This is a genomic window from Acinetobacter sp. TYF_19 (assembly GCF_043105125.1).
GTDB lineage: Bacteria > Pseudomonadota > Gammaproteobacteria > Pseudomonadales > Moraxellaceae > Acinetobacter > Acinetobacter johnsonii.
This window is the reverse complement of sequence record NZ_JBICLH010000061.1, coordinates 130531-147068: the sequence shown is the minus strand read 5'-3', so window position 1 is coordinate 147068 and position 16538 is coordinate 130531. Positions and strand designations below refer to the sequence as shown.

The window sequence follows — 16538 nt, the reverse complement described above, 5'->3', positions numbered from 1 at the left end:
TTGTGAAATAGAGTGCTTTGGTTGACGCAAATAAAAATTATAGTGCGCAGAGTAAAATGCCAAGCAAAGGATGTAGTACATAAAGATGCGGAGCATCGAATAATAAGGATGGTCGAGATGACGAATCGTATATATCCCGCAGGATTGAAAAAATCCTGTTTAGCTAGTCTTGTCGGACTCATGCTTGCACAGTCTACATTTGCGCTCGAGTCACTTTCCGATGAATATCTAGCGGATACTACGGGTGAAGGCATTGCGTTACTTCCTGAAAACTTCAAGATGGTGTTCCAAGGGGCCAATGATCTCTCCACTGCTTCTAGCTACAACCGTGGCGTGGCCAATCCACAACAATACGACACGGGTTTCATTCGTATTATTCCTGTGGGTGAGAACTACTCCAAATATACCGATGCTGATGATCTGAGTGCGAAACGAACCAAAGCGGACATCTTTATTTATGGTTTAGCGCTTTCGCGGTCTGATAATGATGCCAATAGCCGTTTCAGTAATCAGGGCTTCACATGGGGAAGCGATGTTAATCCTTGGTTATTTCACGCTGGCACAGCCACGGGGATTAAACAGTTTCATCAGTCGAATGCAAGTTCAGATGTTAGTTTTCTGGGGCTAGAAGCGCCTTTAGCGACCGTTCTAGCCAATGAAGCAGATAATAATATTAAATTAGGTCTATGGTGGGATGCTTTTTCACGCAGTTGGAACTCTCAAAATAAAGTGGACCCTATTACAGGTGCACCAACAACAACCAATGCGGCTGCGGATCCTGATTTAAGTTTAAATCAAAGAATACGTCTACAAGCTGTTGCCAACGGATTGAGTTTAAATGGCTCACAGGTTCGTATGTTTCAAACCCAAGCATCTACCCTAGACCATCAGAATAAAACCTTTGGGATGGCAACCTTACTTCGGATCAATACCAATGATAATCCGTCTACATTAATCTATGAAAATACAGATGCTAATAAAGCGCTATTGAATGCCAAAGTACTTCGACTCAGCACAGCCACGACTAATGATGGCACGGCAGTCACACCCGCATTAGATCGTTCATTGGCTCCAATCTTTGATGCCAGTGAAGGACTTTATTTATACAGCCCAAATATTAATTTGGTCTTGGGCAATATGTATCAGCCTTTTGTTGTAGGTTCGGAAGGACGCAATATTATTCTTGAAGTCACGCGTATTCCGAATGTGCCTGAGATTTATAAGCAGATTTATACCTACTACCCAGATGTACAGGGTGGAAGCAACGCTGACTATAAAGGATCAACTTGTAATGTGGCCTATTGCGGTTCGAATTTTGTTCAAACTGGGGCAGGGACTAGCGCGGTTCAATACCAAGGAAATAACGCAACACATAGCAGTATTTCGATTGGTAGCGTGACACGAGATCCGACCACCAATACGCTCAAAGCCAATACAGCCAATAATTCTACGGGAGTGGTATTTCGTGGGACTGGAACGGCAGTTCCTGTGAATTTGGGTTCGGTTGCTATAGATGGTGTACTGATCCAACACTTAAAAATTAAGACCACAGGCCTATAGGACGCTGACATGATGAAAAAATTATGTGTACCCCTGTTGATGTCGCTATCCATGTTGTCTCAAGCGGGTTTGGTGGATTTGGATAATACTGAACTGGTCGGTGTGACTGGGCAGGGCGGCGCAGATTTGAGCTTAACCCTATCGATCAATCACCAATATGCCAATGATATGAGTTTAAATACGATCTCTAGGACCAATGGTGTCGATGCGAATGGTCGAGCTATTGTCACTGAAGCGTATTATCAAATGCGCGCAAATCAAGACTGCGCTTTATTAGAATTGTGTCGTATCGCTATTTCCCCAAATAATCATAAGGAAAATGGGCAACGAAAATGGCTGGTGTTTAAGCAGTTCCAAGGCACCATGCAAATTGATAAATTTTCGCTAGAAGGCACCACAATTCTGAATAAAGAAGGCAGACCACAAACTGCAATGATGTTAAAGTTTTTCGATGATAAACCCCTCAAAATTCGTAACTTGGGCTTTGCTAGCCTTTCAGTGGAAAGTGGTGAAAATGGGTATTTCAATACCTCAACGTATAACAGTTATGGTATGAGTAAAACTGTACCAACTTTTGACAAAGGTCAGGAACAAGGCTTTATGGGCTTAAATGTTCACGGAAACTTACATCTAGATGGAAATCTAAAAATCTTTAGCTATAACTGCTCGGGCACTGCGGGTAGCCGCTGTTAGACATATAGTTTCAAAAGGATATTGAAATGCATAAAATAATAAAACTAAACCTTCTGACACTATGTATCTGTGCAGCCAATCAAAGTTATGCATTACAAGCTTTGAATGATCAGATTTTAAGTGATGTAACGGGCCAAGATGGTATTTCAATTACCCATGAAGCTTCAAAAGTTGACATTAAACAGCTGAATTGGGTCGATCCTGCGGAAGTCGGAAAAACACCGATTAAACTGGGTTTACATAATATTGAAGTGAAAACGGCGACTGGTTATAACAACATTAAAACCAAACTCGATTTTGATGTGGGAACAACACAATTAGCCAATGGTACGCAAGGGGTTGGTATTCAGCTCTCTGCCAGTGTGTCACCTTTTACCGCAACGGCTGCCCAAATTATGCTGATGTGTTCACCAAATTGTGCAACGGGTGAAACGGATCAAAATTTAGGAAGTTTTAAGCTTTCGACTATTTCACCTTTTGAAGTGTACTTGGCAACGACGAATGGGCTATTTAACCGCGACTCAAAGGTGCATTTAGATTTTAAATTGCAGAATGCCAGCATTAGTTATGGACAAAATAATCAAGATTTAACCCTAAAAGATTTTAACTTCAATCTATCTGCTGATGGATATCTCTATATCGACGAAACAGAAGGTGTAGTTCTCACTTCAAAAGGCAGTGTTGGCGATAATCTTGTTGTTTTAGGTCGAGTGGAAGATAAGACAGATGTACATGACAGCCGTGTAGGCAATGCCACAAATCCGGGGTTAAACGTTGATTTACGTTATGGCTCAGCAAATTCGACTCACCGAAACTTAATTCGAATAGGGGCATCGGGTGCATTAACCAATGGCAAGATCGTATTAAATGCTGACCAGACTGGTGTTGCTAAATTTAATACGGTCAACCGTGTTAACGGTAATGTTCAAGAAAATGAGGTGGTTGCATCTGCAGGTTATGGTTTTAAGAATGCTGGCGGCTTACATTTAAATGTATCGGCTGACTTTACCCGTGCAGGGAATAGCTTGCTCGGTGCTGCCACACCGACAACGTTTGAATTAGGACACACCGGTACAGGCAGTTATGCCATCGAATTTTCAAATTTATCACCGCTGAACGTGCGTACTTCCACTGATCCTAATTCAGCAATAAACAGTCAAAATGCCTATATTGATTTTGGCCAAATTTATATCAATAACATTCGCACAAACTCAATGGGTTTTGTGGTCAATGACCAAATTAAGGCGATATTGGGTGCGCAAAACTATGAGTTGATTTATAACCCATCACCAACGGGCAATGCTTCAAATATGGCTTTTATTGCTGTACGTGGGCTCGATTTTCAAGCCATTGCACGTAAAGCTCGCTTTATTTCAGATAATTCTATTGCGGTAAACAATACTAACGAAGGGACATGGGGCTTAGGTATTCCGATTTATAACCTGAATGCCAATGCAGCATTTTTTGCCAAGAAATATACCAATACCGCTGGAACAGTGAAGGATGGTTTGGGCTATGACATCGCGGTATCAACTGATGGTTATGGTGAAGATAGTCAAGGCAACCCTAAAACAACGTCTATTATCGTCATTGATGGTGCGATGAGTAAGCATGGCGAAGAAGTTAACTACTATACAGGCTTACGTAATATTGACTCATATTTTAAAGCCAATGGTGTGATTGGTTTTAATGAAAATGAAATCTATATCAAAGCCGATAGCTTATTGTTTGCTGCCAATGCGGAAATCGCAATTGGGCAGCTTCCAGGTGCACTGTATAACTGCCCAGAAGGGGTGAATAGTTGTGCCAAAGAAGTCGTACCGATTAATAATTTTGCCAAAAAAGATGATGTTCTCGCATCGATTGCTTTTATGTTGGATGGTAAAGGTGAACTCTTTATTATTCCTGGGCTTGAGGCTGTAGGCGGAACACCGCAGAGCAATTATCTGTCATTTAAATCCAATTTTGAGTTTAATACACTGAGTAGCACAGACCTGAGTAATGAAAGTAAAAAAGGCAGTTTTATTAGTCTCAGTAATACTGATAGCAATGGAACAACAACAAAAACCTCAAGTTTTAACTTAAACAAAATGCAAGGTCAATTAGGTTTGAATGGAAAAATTCATATGCAAAAGGACTCAGTTGTCATCGACAATCAAGTGCAATTTAACCATAAGGCATTAGCAGGTGGACAAGGAGCTGCCTTTAGAACGGAGATTGCATTGTCTCCAACAGGTACCATGCAGAAGGTTGCAGATATTGCCATTACGGGTGGAGCTATGCGTAGCACATTAGGAATTATGCCGCGCTAAAAGGAATGACAAGGAATAAATAAAATGAATAAGTCTTTAATTTCAATTCTAATCACAGCGACTTTAGGTTTGACTCAAAGTTATGCGATGACCGCCTTAAATGACGAAGAATTGGCAGAAGTCGAAGGTCAGTCTTTGATGAATCTAGAGTTTCAGCAAGGAACAAATACAACCGATGCACAAGGGAAAACATATAACCAATCAAATATTGGGTTTTATAAGTTGGCTCTAAGTGCCGAATTGGAACTGAATGCCAATATTAAAAAGCTTCAATTAGGATGTGGTGGCGACAACAATTCCATTCGAGCCAACAGTTGTGATATTGATATCGATCATATTGGTTTAAGTGGATTGCCCGATGATCCGAACTATACATCGGATCAGCGTGCAGCAACTTCAGCATTAATCACAAACCCGTTCATTCAGTTTGCTATTAAAAATCCGACTTCAGCCGCAACACGTGAGGTGTTAGGGTTTCGTGTCAGTGCTGAAAAGATTAAAGGTTTGATGACATTAGGTACTAATAATGATGTAGATGCAAATAATAATGCGATACCCAATGGAATTAATACATTTAGTGGTTATATGAAAACCAAAACGGCATCTGGCACTGCAGTAACAGCAGCTCGTAACATGACATATGCGGATACGGGCTTAACTATTAATGGGGCTGTTTCAGGTCGTTTATTCGGAAGTAGTCCTGGTACAACTTGCGTAGGTGGTTTTTTAGACCCTTGTCACGATATTTCTTACTCATCTGATACTTATAATTTAAGTTTATCTTCAACCTCTGCTCCTTTTACGATTAATTCAACGATTGTGTCTGGGACTCGAATGAAAGATGTGACCTTAAAAGGAAGTGGTACGGTTGGGCAAATTGATTTTAGTGGACAATTAACGGCTAAAGTACTCGGTTTCTTAAACTTAGATAAACAGGTGTCAGGTAATATTACTGGGCTCAAAACGGATATCACTGTGAACCAAAGTTTAGGCTTAATTCATGCATTGTATTTAAACAACCCTGCATCATTATCCTTGCAATCCCAAGATATTTTATGGACGGGTGCTGCGGTTGGTGCGAATAAAGGCTGGTGGCTGGCAATGGAAGATGAAGTCGAGCTGGGTAGTTTAAGTCCAACGACTAAAGTAGCGATTACTAATGAAGTCTTAAAACAAACCATTGCGGGGATTAATAAAGATCTGACGGAAAATCCTCGAAATTGCGGTAATCTTTTAACAGGATGTGTCGGTGGTTCTGCATTAGTTGTTGGTAATGTCCCAATGAATTCTACAACTTTGGATTTCCCACTGACTAATTTAAGCTTACAAGGGCAAAACTTTAGATCAAACTGCTACGGTGGTTTAAAGTTCTGTTAAACATATAACGTAATAAAAAACCCGCGATATACGCGGGATTTTTTTAATCTAAAATGAATTATTTTGTAATTTTCGCCAATAACTCTGCTTTAGAAATGTTTACAGATTCAGCATCACGACGGCCTTTGTATTCAAAAGTACCTGCATCCAAGCCTTTCTCACCAATCACAATACGGTGAGGAATACCTGTAAGCTCAAGGTCTGAGAATTTCACGCCTGGACGTTCGTTACGATCATCCAGTAAAACATCATAACCTGCTGCCGTAAGTTCAGCGTATAGTGCTTCAGCTGCTTCTAAAGTACGTGGAGACTTATGCGCATTCATAGGCACAATCGCAACTTCAAATGGTGCAATTGCCGTAGGCCAAATAATACCTTTTTCGTCAAAGTTTTGCTCAATTGCTGAAGCAACTACACGTGTTACACCAATACCGTAACAACCCATGGTTACCGTAAATGGTTTGCCATCTTCACCTAGAACTTTACAGCCCAAAGCTTCTGAGTACTTTTGACCGAGTTGGAAAATATGCCCCACTTCGATACCACGTTTAATTTGCAGCGTACCTTTACCGTCTGGAGACGGATCACCCTCAACTACATTACGTAAGTCATAAACTTCGGTGAACTGTGCATCACGTTCCCAGTTTAGACCAGTCACGTGTTTATCAACCTCATTTGCACCCGCAATAAAGTCAGAAAGTACCGATGCAGCACGGTCAACAATAACTGTTAAGCCTTTTTCTACCAAGCCTTGTGGTCCACAGAAACCAGCGGTTAAACCTAGTGCAGCAAGTTGTTCTTCTGTTGCAAAAGTTAATGGTGATGCAATGCGTGGATGCTTCTCGGCTTTAATTTCATTTAGCTCATGATCGCCACGTAAGAACAATGCCACTACCGGTGTTGCTTGGCCTTCTTCGGCTGCAATACCTTGCACTAACAAGGCTTTGACAGAGTGTGCAGGATCAGATTTCAAGAAGTTAGAGACATCAGCAATGGTTTTTTGATTTGGTGTGTCGACAACTTCCAAAGCTTTGGTTGGCGCTGCACGTTCACCGACTAAAACGGCCTCTGCCATTTCAATATTTGCCGCATAGTCAGATTCAGTTGAGAAGGCGATATCATCTTCACCACTTGACGCTAACACGTGGAATTCATGTGAGCCTGAACCCCCAATTGAACCTGTATCGGCTTGTACTGGACGGAAATCTAAACCTAAACGGCTAAAGATTTTGCAGTACGCGCCATACATGATGTCATAGGTTTCTTGCAGTGATTCTTGGTTTGCGTGGAAAGAATAAGCATCTTTCATAATAAATTCACGTGAACGCATTACACCGAAACGTGGACGAATTTCATCACGGAATTTGGTTTGTACTTGATAGAAGTTTGCAGGCAATTGTTTATAGCTTTTGAGTTCATTGCGCGCAAGGTCGGTAATGACTTCTTCGTGGGTAGGGCCAAGTACGAAAGGGTTGCTATGGCGGTCTTTGAAACGAAGCAGTTCAGGGCCGTATTGGACGTATCGACCAGATTCTTCCCATAAAGATGCTGGCTGAGTTACGGGCATCAGGACTTCGAGTGAACCCGCATTGTTCATTTCTTCATGAACGATCGCTGCAACTTTATTTAATACGCGAACGCCCATCGGCAGCCAAGTGTATAAACCTGAAGCCAATTTACGAATCATCCCAGCACGTAACATTAGTTGATGTGAAATCACTTCTGCGTCATTTGGGGTTTCTCTTAACGTTGCAAATAAAAAGCGACTCGCGCGCATGGAAACTGTCCTAAAATTTTAAACTTTGAAAGTCAAAGATTATACGATAAAAAATGAGGAGGCATGTCGACACCGCCTCAGAAAAATGTTGATTATTATGACATGATTTTACGTGCTTGACGCAGCATAAAGTTCTTAAAGTCATCTAAATAGGTGAAGATCACAGGAACCACCACTAAGGTCAGCAGTGTCGATGTAATGACACCGCCGATCACTGCATGTGCCATCGGTGCACTTTGTTCACCTCCTTCACCTAGCCCTAAAGCCAGAGGCACCATGCCCATCACCATAGCACTAGTAGTCATCAAAATAGGGCGTAAACGTGTTTTACCCGCATCAATAATCGCTTGATAACGATCAACGCCGTGATCCATGGCTTTTTTAATGAAATCGATCAATAGAATTGCATTTTTGGTCACCAGACCCATCAACATGATAATACCGATAATAGAAAACAAGTTCATGGTGGAGTTAAATAAGAAGAGCGCTAAAAATACTCCTATCAGCGATAACGGAAGGGAAGCCATAATCGCCGCAGGGTGAATAAAGCTATTGAACTGTGAACCTAGCACAATATAAATAAACACAATGGATAAGGTGATAGCGGTCATGGCATAGCCTGCGGATTCAGCCATGTCTTTGTTTGAACCTTGTGTGTCAAAGCTATAACCTGCAGGAAGGTCAAAGTTATCTTCAATTTTTTTAATATCTGCACCAATATCGCCTGCAGGACGACCCGCGGTGTTGGCTTCGACTAAGACTTCCCTTGCTAGATCGCGACGATTAATCTGCGATGCCCCCAGACTTTGCTCTAAATGCGCAACGCTAGAAAGGGGAATCAATAAAGCTTGGCCATTGGCATCCGTTTTTTGCGATGTGAGGTAAAGGTTTTGTACATCACTAGGTAAGCTACGTGCAGTTTCAGTTAGGCGTAGGTTAACGTCATAGGTTTCGCCTTTGTCATCTTGCCATGTGGTGACATCATCCCCTGCAATCAGTGGGCGAATGACATTGGCAATTTGGTTGACCGATAGTCCTAAATCGCTGGCTAAGACCCGATTAATATGCACGCCTAAAGTCGGTTTAGGAGCTTTAAGTGAGCTTTCTAAGTCGACAATGCCTTGGACTTGCGCAATTTCTGCCATAAAGCGGTCTGAAATTTTTTGCAATTCGGCTAAGTCTGGACCTTTGATGGAAATCATCACTGGCTTTTGTCCGCCCGATACCGTTTCATCTGCGGAGGCAATTGAGGTCACAGTGATGCCACCCACTTGTTGTAGGCGTTGACGGAACTCATTGTTTAAGTCGGTTAAGCTTTTTTTGCGCTCTGTACGTGGTGTAACGGTTACGCGAATACTGACATGGTTTTTACCACGATCCGTAACGCCATTAATCACGGCATAGGTTGCTCGAACGTCAGGGTGCTGCTGAATAATTTTATCGACTTGCAGCAGTTTGGCTTGTGAATATTCCAAAGAGGCGTCGACAGGTGTTTCGAACTTAATCCGAATCTCACCTTTATCTGGAACAGGGACAAACTCTGTTCCAATCAGTTTAGATAAGCCTAATGCACCGAACAGTGAAGCCACAGCAATCATGAGGGTGATGAGTCGGAAGCGTAGAGCAAGCTTGAGTAATTTCTCATAGCCATGGCTGAGATTATCTAGTTTGCCAGAAATCCAATTAAAGAAACGTTTGACTCGATTGGGTGGTTTATGTGGATTATGCTTTTCAGCCCAATGTGCAGATAGCATTGGATCTAAAGTAAAGCTGACAAACATGGAGATCAGCACAGCAGTACTGACGGTTACGCCAAACTGATAGAAAAAGCGCCCGATAATACCGCCCATAAATGCCACAGGTAAGAACACCGCAACAATGGTTAAGGTGGTGGCTAAAACAGCGAGTCCAATTTCTTTGGTGCCATCAAGGGCTGCTGTGACAGGGTCTTTGCCCATGTCTGAATGTCGCACAATATTTTCACGGACTACAATCGCATCATCAATCAGTAGACCAATACTGAGTGATAGTGCCAGTAAGGTCATCATATTGATGCTAAAGCCAAAGATCCAAATAAACGTCAGAGTGCCAAGGAGGGCAATCGGCAAGGTCATGCCTGTAATGGCAGTGGAACGGAATGAGCCTAAAAACAGCAAGACAATCAAAACGGCAAGTGCTGCACCTTCAATAATGGTACGTGCAACATCGGTGATGCTGTTACGAATGCCTTTGGATGAATCTACCACGACTTTTGCTGTGGTGCCTTCAGGCAACTGTTTTTCGATATCTGCTAAGGTCTCATAAGCACCGTCGACCACGTCAATCACATTTGAATCGGAACTGCGTAAAATATCAATCGCAACTGCGGTTTTACCATCTAAATAGGCACTTGACTCAAGTTCGGCTTGGCTGTCTGAAATGCTTGCAACTTGGCGCAAATAAATCGGTACACCATTTTTATTGGCAATCACCAAATTGCCGAAGGCTAAAGGATGAATTACTTTAGACTTAATTTCGACCACAAGTTCACTGTTACCATGTTTCAACGTTCCACCCGGAACCTCGACATTTTCAGCTTTTAGCGTGTTGATGATCTGATCAATACCAATCCCAAAACTTTGTAATTTGTGGGGTTCAATCTGTATGCGAATTTGTCGCTGGGCATCACCCAATAAGTTGACTGTCCCGACACCAGAAACGGTTCTAAATTGTGGAACGATGCGCTGATCCAAATAAGAACTGAGCGCTTTCAGTGACATGTTTTGTGATTCAAATACAATCGACATCACGGCATTGGCAGAAGGGTCGTAACGTTCAACAATTGGGTCTTGAATTTCGTCTCGAAACTCAGCGGTGACTGGTGCAATTTTATCGCGGACATCTTGCGCGGCTATAGCGGAAGAAACATCGAGATCAAATTCAGCAATAATGGTCGATAAGCCTTCGCTAGACTGAGAAATGACCTGTTTTAAACCTGAAATGGTATTGATTTGATCTTCCATTTTCTTGGTGATTTCAGACTCCACCGTTTCAGGCGATGCCCCTGGATAGGTGGTATAAACCACCACGAAGGGGAAATCGACATCAGGAAACTCCTCAACTCCCATTCTTTGCCAAGAGGCTAAGCCCAAAACCATCAGACAGAACATCATCATGATGGTAAAAACAGGATATTTCACACTAATACGGGTTAACCACATAGCAACAACCTTTTCTTATTTTTATGGATTGATTGTCACCATTTGATGCAAATCTTTTTCATTAAACTTTATACGGCTGATACGGTCGCCGGCTTGTAGTCCCTGTACTACAGCGCTGTTGTTGCTATAGCGTTGTTCCAATACTTTTATGGGGCTACGTTCAATTTTATTGTGGCGAATCACCCAAACGTAAGGCGCATTTTGTATATCTTGAATGGTATCCAGCGGGATAATTTGTCCTGTGATGGGCTGTGAACCAAGTATGTCGCCCTCCACAAAGGTCCCGATACTCAATGAATTAATACTTTCAATTGGCTGAGCAAAAAACTCAATTTGACGGCTTGCGGGGTCTGCAATCGGGGAAATACGAGTAAGCTTGGCTGTCAGTTTTTGGGGATTGCCTTGCAGACGATATTCAATTTTTTCTCCCAAACTTAAAGCGGCTTGTAGATCACTTGGAATTTTGGCCTGTATTTCTAAACGACTCGGGTCAATGATTTCAAATAGGGTTTGTCCTGCGGACACTGTTTGCCCAGGTTCAACCAGACGTTGAGTAATAACCCCTGAAATCGGGCTTAGAATAGTGCCATCGCGATCCGCTTTTTCGGCAATATCAACATTGGCTTGTTGCGCACGTACATTTTCTAATTGAGCTTGATAGTCTACAAGGCTTTGTTCATATTCCACTTTAGAAATAAAGCCCTGATCGAGTAAACGTTTTTTTCTTCCAACCATGCTTTTTGCAAGATTGGCTTGGGCTTGAGTTGATGCAAGATTGGCTTGAGCTTGGGCAAGACGTGCAGCATTATCTTGATTGTTCAATCGAACCAGCACTTGCCCTTTTTGAACGGCTTGTCCAACTTGAGCGGAGACGGCGGTTGCTGTCGCTGTCACTTGAGCCTGAATGGAACTTTGATTGACGGCGCGAATAGTACCAGTAAAGGCTGTACGTTGGATAGAAGGCCCTTCTTGGAACTGGACTAAGTCTTCTGCTATCAGCTCGATTTTAGCTGTAGATGAAGTCGGAGATGTAGCCTCGTCTTGTTTTTGGCAGGCAGAGAGGAGTAAACACAAACACAGCGGACTGAGTTTTAAAATAGGGAGCACTTGGCGGCTTAATTTGTTTTTTATACGTAGTGCAGCCTGCATTGAGTCAAATCCTTTGGTCTAGCGGCGAAAGTCAGCACACTGTAAATAAAACGCAGATTATTCAAGTGTTTTTAAGCGAGCAATAATTCTGTCGTATTCAGCCTTGGTATTACGATAGTGACTTTGTAACGATTGTATTTGCTCTTTTTTCATCACAATATTTTTGGAATTATAATCAATCATATCTTGGAGCGGTTTCGGATTGCTTTTGCCTTTACGCATGTTCTCTTTTTCTTGGCGTAAGAATCCAATACGGTCATTCTGTAATTGTTTTAATTCATCTTGCTGGAACTTAATCTGCTTTAAGATATAGGAAAGGGCGGTATTGCGTTTCTGAGTGGCGACTTGGCTGTTGGTATAAGCGCGTTTTAATTTAAGATCTGACTCGCGTTGCTTGGCCGCAGCTGCGCGTTGTGGCGCATATTGCGCATCTTTTTCTGCGTTGTATGGACGAGCCCGTTGAATCACTTGCATGTTGCTATCGAGTGCTTCATAACCATAACGAATATGGTTGGGGGTGACACTACTACTGACGTTCGCGATGCCTTTACTGTCGTAATATCGATACCAGACCGCTTTAGGTGGATCGGCCATAATCGAGATGGTCTGCAAACTTAGCAAAGCCAGCAAAATGACTTTCGCAGTCATCCTTTTTTTCACGATCAAAGCAAGTTTGTGATTACACTCCCTAAGCATCGATACCCCCAGTTTAAAGTTGACTAAATTACTTATTTAGAAGCAATAAATAGTGCTATATTAGTCCTAAATTTAGGAATAAAAAATATAATCAGTCAAAAAAAAATCGACGGGTATGGGAAAGTGTGAAGCCGTTCTTAAAAAGAAGATGAAGTGTGGTTTTATGCGGAAACTGTTCGTTGAAAATATAAGTAAATATATGTTAAAAGTGTACGTAACTTGTAAAGCGTCTACGAATCTGTTTCTACAAACATTCTAAAAATGGGAAGGGTCATATTAAATGGACGATAAATTCCAGAATCTAAAAGTAATGGTCATTGATGATTCAAAAACCATTCGTCGTACAGCTGAAACACTATTGCAACGTGAAGGTTGTGAAGTGGTGACTGCAGTCGATGGTTTTGATGCATTGTCAAAAATTGCTCAAGCCAATCCTGATATCGTATTTGTCGACATTATGATGCCACGACTAGATGGTTATCAAACGTGTGCATTAATCAAAAATTCACAAAATTATCAAAATATTCCTGTCGTAATGCTCTCTAGCAAAGATGGTCTATTTGACCAAGCCAAAGGGCGTGTTGTCGGTTCAGATGAATATTTAACAAAGCCGTTTAGTAAAGATGAATTATTAAATGCGATTCGTAATCACGTTTCAGCATAAATAATATAAGTGTAATTGGGGAAAATTATGGCGCGTATTTTAATTGTGGATGACTCACCTACAGAGACATTCCGCTTTAAAGAAATTTTGGGGAAACACGGTTTTGAAGTGATTGAAGCGTCGAATGGTGCCGATGGTGTAACCATGGCTCAAGCTGAACTTCCTGATCTTGTGTTGATGGATGTGGTGATGCCAGGCGTTAATGGCTTCCAAGCAACCCGTCAAATTGCGCGTGGCGCAACAACAAAACACATTCCCGTAGTGATCGTCAGTACTAAAGATCAGGCTACAGACCGTGTATGGGGTAAGCGTCAAGGTGCATGTGATTATTTAACCAAGCCTGTTGATGAAAACCAACTGATTGATGTGATTAAGCAACACCTGAACGCAGGATAAGCTCTATGGCAGCAAATGGATTTATCGAATTACTTCGACTTGCTAAACGTGGTAATAAAAACTACGTTTCAAACGAAAATGAGGTAAACCGCTGGTCGGGCATTGCTTTTGAGATGATGGGGCAATATTTCGTTGCGCCATTAGGTGAAGTTGCAGAGGTGATTTATCCTCCGAAATATACCTTAGTGCCAAATACTCAGCCTTGGGTTGTGGGTTTGGCCAATATTCGAGGACGTTTACTTTCTGTTGCTGATTTAGCGCACTATGTATCAGGGCATCGCAGTGCGTATTCACCAACTCAAAAAGTACTCTGTATTAGTCATAATGACCACTATGTCGGTTTAGTTGTAGATCAGGTTCTGGGGATTCAGCACTTTAATAAGAAAAGTTTCTTTTCTAAACATGAAGATTTAGATCGGAATTTAAAAGAATATTGCCAAGGGTATTTTCACCAACATAACCAACAATGGCATGTTTTCTTATTCAGTCGCTTATTAGACAATCCAAAGTATATGAACGCATCTATAAAATTTATAAATTAATATCATTGTCGCGCGCGAAATTATAAGGGCGTAAATCGGGGAGAAGCTGCATGGGCTTTAAACTTAAAAAGAAAAATACGGATGGAAGCAGTAACCGCTCAGGTGGAAATGCTTTAGTAGCAAAACTTCAATCACAGACGGAACAGTTTTCACGTGTATTTGGTGATAGTGAAAAGTCCAAGCCATTAATTTTGGGTGCGGCATTTTGTATCGTACTGGCAATTTTCTTACTGTTGTACCTATTCTATAGCGTACCTCGAAATAACGAATTCACCCGTAGCTTGGGTGAATTACGTCTTTTATCACAAACGATTTCGCGTCAGGCAACTGAAGCAACAGCATCAGGTACACCTGAAGCCATTAAAAAACTAACAGAATCACAAAAATCTTTTGCTGAAAACTTAGAAACAGTAAAAGATATTCACGCGAGTACAGATGCACTGCGTGAAGTAGATGCGCAGTGGAAAAAAGTTTCTGAAAATATTGATTTAATTGCATCACAACAAAAAATCATTAACCAGCTTTACGATACCAACATCGCGATTAGTGAAAGTATTCCGGGGATTCAGGCCGAATACAACTTAATGGTTGACCAAATGGCACGTCAAAATGTGCCAGCCAACCAAGTCGTAATTGCAAAAAACCAAGTATTCATTGCTGAACGTATTCTTCGTTCGATTGGTTCGGTATTAACGGGTTCAGACAACTCACGTGAATCTGCGGATGACTTTAGCTCAGATACAGAAACCTTCGCGTCATACTTAAACGCACAGTTAAATGGCAGTGCCGACTTAGGTGTAGAGCGTATTAATGACCCTGAAATGCGTGACTCTTTAACCAGTATTCAATCAGAATATGATGCTGTACTGAAGTCAGCAGCAGCAACCGTCTTAAAGAACTCATCACAAATCGTTAAAGTACGCCAAGCGTCATCATCGATTTTTGAACAGTCGGATGCTTTGTTAAGCAATTTGAACAAATTGTCAGGTGGTACAGGTTTAGCCATTGCAATTCCTGCCTTAGGTTTAATTCTAGCCTTGATTGCTTTCTTATTCTGTGTATTTAAATTACTCGTACTTCGTGGCGAATCAGATAAAAAACGTGTATCTCGCCTACAAGATGAATATGACCGTAACCAAAACGCGATTTTACGTTTACTGGATGAGATTGCCGATCTTGCAGATGGTGACTTACGTTCATATGCAACGGTATCTGAAGACTTCACGGGTGCAATTGCCGACTCGATTAACTTCGCAATTGACCAATTACGTGACCTTGTATCGCGTATTACTGAAACCTCTCAAGAGGTTGCACAATATACGGCAAGTACGCAGGGGATTACCAACCAGTTAGCCGAAGCATCTGAACACCAAGCGCAAGAAATTGCGGGTGCATCTGCCGCGATTAACGAAATGGCAATGTCAATTGACCAAGTATCTTCAAACGCTGAAGAATCAGCGGTAGTAGCAGAACGTTCAGTAAAAATTGCTGCAAATGGCGCGAACGTTGTAAACCGTTCAATTGAAGGTATGGATATCATTCGTGAGCAGATTCAAGAAACCTCTAAACGTATTAAACGTTTGGGTGAATCTTCGCAAGAGATTGGTAACATCGTTGCCTTGATTAACGATATTGCCGACCAAACGAACATCTTGGCTTTAAACGCAGCGATCCAAGCATCGATGGCAGGTGAAGCAGGTCGTGGTTTCGCCGTGGTCGCGGATGAGGTACAGCGCCTTGCAGAGCGTTCAGCTTCAGCAACCAAGCAGATTGAAACACTGGTAAAAACCATTCAGACCGACACCAACGAAGCTGTAATTTCGATGGAACAAACCACGTCTGAGGTTGTACGTGGTGCGAACTTATCTAAGGATGCGGGTGTTGCACTGGATGAGATTCAAAACGTATCGGGTAATTTGGCGAAATTGATTGCAAACATTTCGGATGCAGCAAAGCTACAATCCGCATCTGCAGGTCATATTGCAACTACGATGAATGTCGTACAAGAAATTACCTCACAAACCACCACTGCGACTTTCGATACAGCCCGTTCAGTCTCTGAACTTGCGAACATGGCGGAAGCGTTACGTGAGTCTGTAACAGACTTTAAACTGCCTGATTAAGCACTTGCTTTGGGGAGGGTATGCTGCTCATCGCTTGAGTGGCATACCA

Annotated in this window: 12 protein-coding genes; 8 read left to right on the top strand and 4 right to left on the bottom strand. The window is 41.9% G+C overall.

Translation table 11 applies throughout. The features are described from left to right. Positions 1–117: 117 nt before the first annotated feature. Genes ACF8FD_RS08430 through ACF8FD_RS08415 form a run of 4 tightly spaced genes read left to right on the top strand, consistent with a single transcriptional unit; the run spans position 118 to position 5942 of the window. Positions 118–1560, top strand: coding sequence for a hypothetical protein (locus tag ACF8FD_RS08430; RefSeq protein WP_058869153.1), 1443 nt, complete (start codon positions 118–120; stop codon positions 1558–1560). A 9-nt stretch (positions 1561–1569) separates the two neighbouring features. Then, complete coding sequence (locus ACF8FD_RS08425) at positions 1570–2253, top strand: hypothetical protein (protein WP_058869154.1); 684 nt, start codon at positions 1570–1572, stop codon at positions 2251–2253. 26 nt (positions 2254–2279) lie between these two features. Beyond that, the gene (locus ACF8FD_RS08420; protein WP_392453323.1) at positions 2280–4565 is read left to right on the top strand and encodes a DUF6160 family protein; all 2286 of its coding nucleotides are present in this window, start codon (positions 2280–2282) and stop codon (positions 4563–4565) included. Positions 4566–4589: 24 nt separating this feature from the next. Then, positions 4590–5942: a hypothetical protein gene (locus tag ACF8FD_RS08415; RefSeq protein ID WP_205666959.1), complete on the top strand. Its 1353-nt coding sequence runs from the start codon at positions 4590–4592 to the stop codon at positions 5940–5942. A gap of 58 nt (positions 5943–6000) precedes the next feature. Here ACF8FD_RS08415 and ACF8FD_RS08410 read toward each other — a convergent pair whose 3' ends face one another. The 4 genes from ACF8FD_RS08410 to ACF8FD_RS08395 form a co-directional block, all read right to left on the bottom strand. Beyond that, positions 6001–7719 carry a proline--tRNA ligase gene (locus ACF8FD_RS08410; protein ID WP_205666958.1) on the bottom strand — a complete coding sequence of 573 codons (1719 nt, stop codon included), beginning with the start codon at positions 7717–7719 and terminating at the stop codon, positions 6001–6003. Between the two features lie 95 nt (positions 7720–7814). Further along, positions 7815–10919, bottom strand: coding sequence for an efflux RND transporter permease subunit (locus tag ACF8FD_RS08405; protein WP_392453322.1), 3105 nt, complete (start codon positions 10917–10919; stop codon positions 7815–7817). A 21-nt stretch (positions 10920–10940) separates the two neighbouring features. Further along, positions 10941–12068, bottom strand: coding sequence for an efflux RND transporter periplasmic adaptor subunit (locus ACF8FD_RS08400; protein WP_058869159.1), 1128 nt, complete (start codon positions 12066–12068; stop codon positions 10941–10943). A gap of 57 nt (positions 12069–12125) precedes the next feature. Next, positions 12126–12764, bottom strand: a complete 639-nt coding sequence (locus ACF8FD_RS08395; protein WP_058869160.1) for a hypothetical protein — start codon at positions 12762–12764, stop codon at positions 12126–12128. Between the two features lie 280 nt (positions 12765–13044). Between ACF8FD_RS08395 and pilG the strand changes: the two genes are divergently transcribed. From pilG to ACF8FD_RS08375, 4 genes are read left to right on the top strand one after another with little or no spacing between them, the layout of a single operon-like run. Next, entirely contained in the window at positions 13045–13428 is a 384-nt protein-coding gene (gene pilG, locus ACF8FD_RS08390) for a twitching motility response regulator PilG (RefSeq protein WP_004694493.1), read from the top strand. Between the two features lie 27 nt (positions 13429–13455). Further along, positions 13456–13824 carry a response regulator gene (locus ACF8FD_RS08385; protein WP_004694491.1) on the top strand — a complete coding sequence of 123 codons (369 nt, stop codon included), beginning with the start codon at positions 13456–13458 and terminating at the stop codon, positions 13822–13824. A gap of 5 nt (positions 13825–13829) precedes the next feature. Beyond that, positions 13830–14366 carry a chemotaxis protein CheW gene (locus ACF8FD_RS08380; RefSeq protein ID WP_004694490.1) on the top strand — a complete coding sequence of 179 codons (537 nt, stop codon included), beginning with the start codon at positions 13830–13832 and terminating at the stop codon, positions 14364–14366. Positions 14367–14416: 50 nt separating this feature from the next. Beyond that, positions 14417–16489, top strand: a complete 2073-nt coding sequence (locus tag ACF8FD_RS08375; protein WP_205666957.1) for a methyl-accepting chemotaxis protein — start codon at positions 14417–14419, stop codon at positions 16487–16489. The last annotated feature ends 49 nt before the right edge of the window (positions 16490–16538 follow it).

Bases quoted from the DNA above. Each gene is read 5' to 3' on its own strand.
- ACF8FD_RS08410 (WP_205666958.1), bottom strand. From the start codon at position 7,719: ATGCGCGCGAGTCGCTTTTTATTTGCAACGTTAAGAGAAACCCCAAAT.
- ACF8FD_RS08385 (WP_004694491.1), top strand. From the start codon at position 13,456: ATGGCGCGTATTTTAATTGTGGATGACTCACCTACAGAGACATTCCGC.
- ACF8FD_RS08395 (WP_058869160.1), bottom strand. From the start codon at position 12,764: ATGCTTAGGGAGTGTAATCACAAACTTGCTTTGATCGTGAAAAAAAGG.
- ACF8FD_RS08380 (WP_004694490.1), top strand. From the start codon at position 13,830: ATGGCAGCAAATGGATTTATCGAATTACTTCGACTTGCTAAACGTGGT.
- ACF8FD_RS08400 (WP_058869159.1), bottom strand. From the start codon at position 12,068: ATGCAGGCTGCACTACGTATAAAAAACAAATTAAGCCGCCAAGTGCTC.
- ACF8FD_RS08425 (WP_058869154.1), top strand. From the start codon at position 1,570: ATGATGAAAAAATTATGTGTACCCCTGTTGATGTCGCTATCCATGTTG.
- pilG (WP_004694493.1), top strand. From the start codon at position 13,045: ATGGACGATAAATTCCAGAATCTAAAAGTAATGGTCATTGATGATTCA.
- ACF8FD_RS08420 (WP_392453323.1), top strand. From the start codon at position 2,280: ATGCATAAAATAATAAAACTAAACCTTCTGACACTATGTATCTGTGCA.
- ACF8FD_RS08405 (WP_392453322.1), bottom strand. From the start codon at position 10,919: ATGTGGTTAACCCGTATTAGTGTGAAATATCCTGTTTTTACCATCATG.
- ACF8FD_RS08430 (WP_058869153.1), top strand. From the start codon at position 118: ATGACGAATCGTATATATCCCGCAGGATTGAAAAAATCCTGTTTAGCT.
- ACF8FD_RS08375 (WP_205666957.1), top strand. From the start codon at position 14,417: ATGGGCTTTAAACTTAAAAAGAAAAATACGGATGGAAGCAGTAACCGC.
- ACF8FD_RS08415 (WP_205666959.1), top strand. From the start codon at position 4,590: ATGAATAAGTCTTTAATTTCAATTCTAATCACAGCGACTTTAGGTTTG.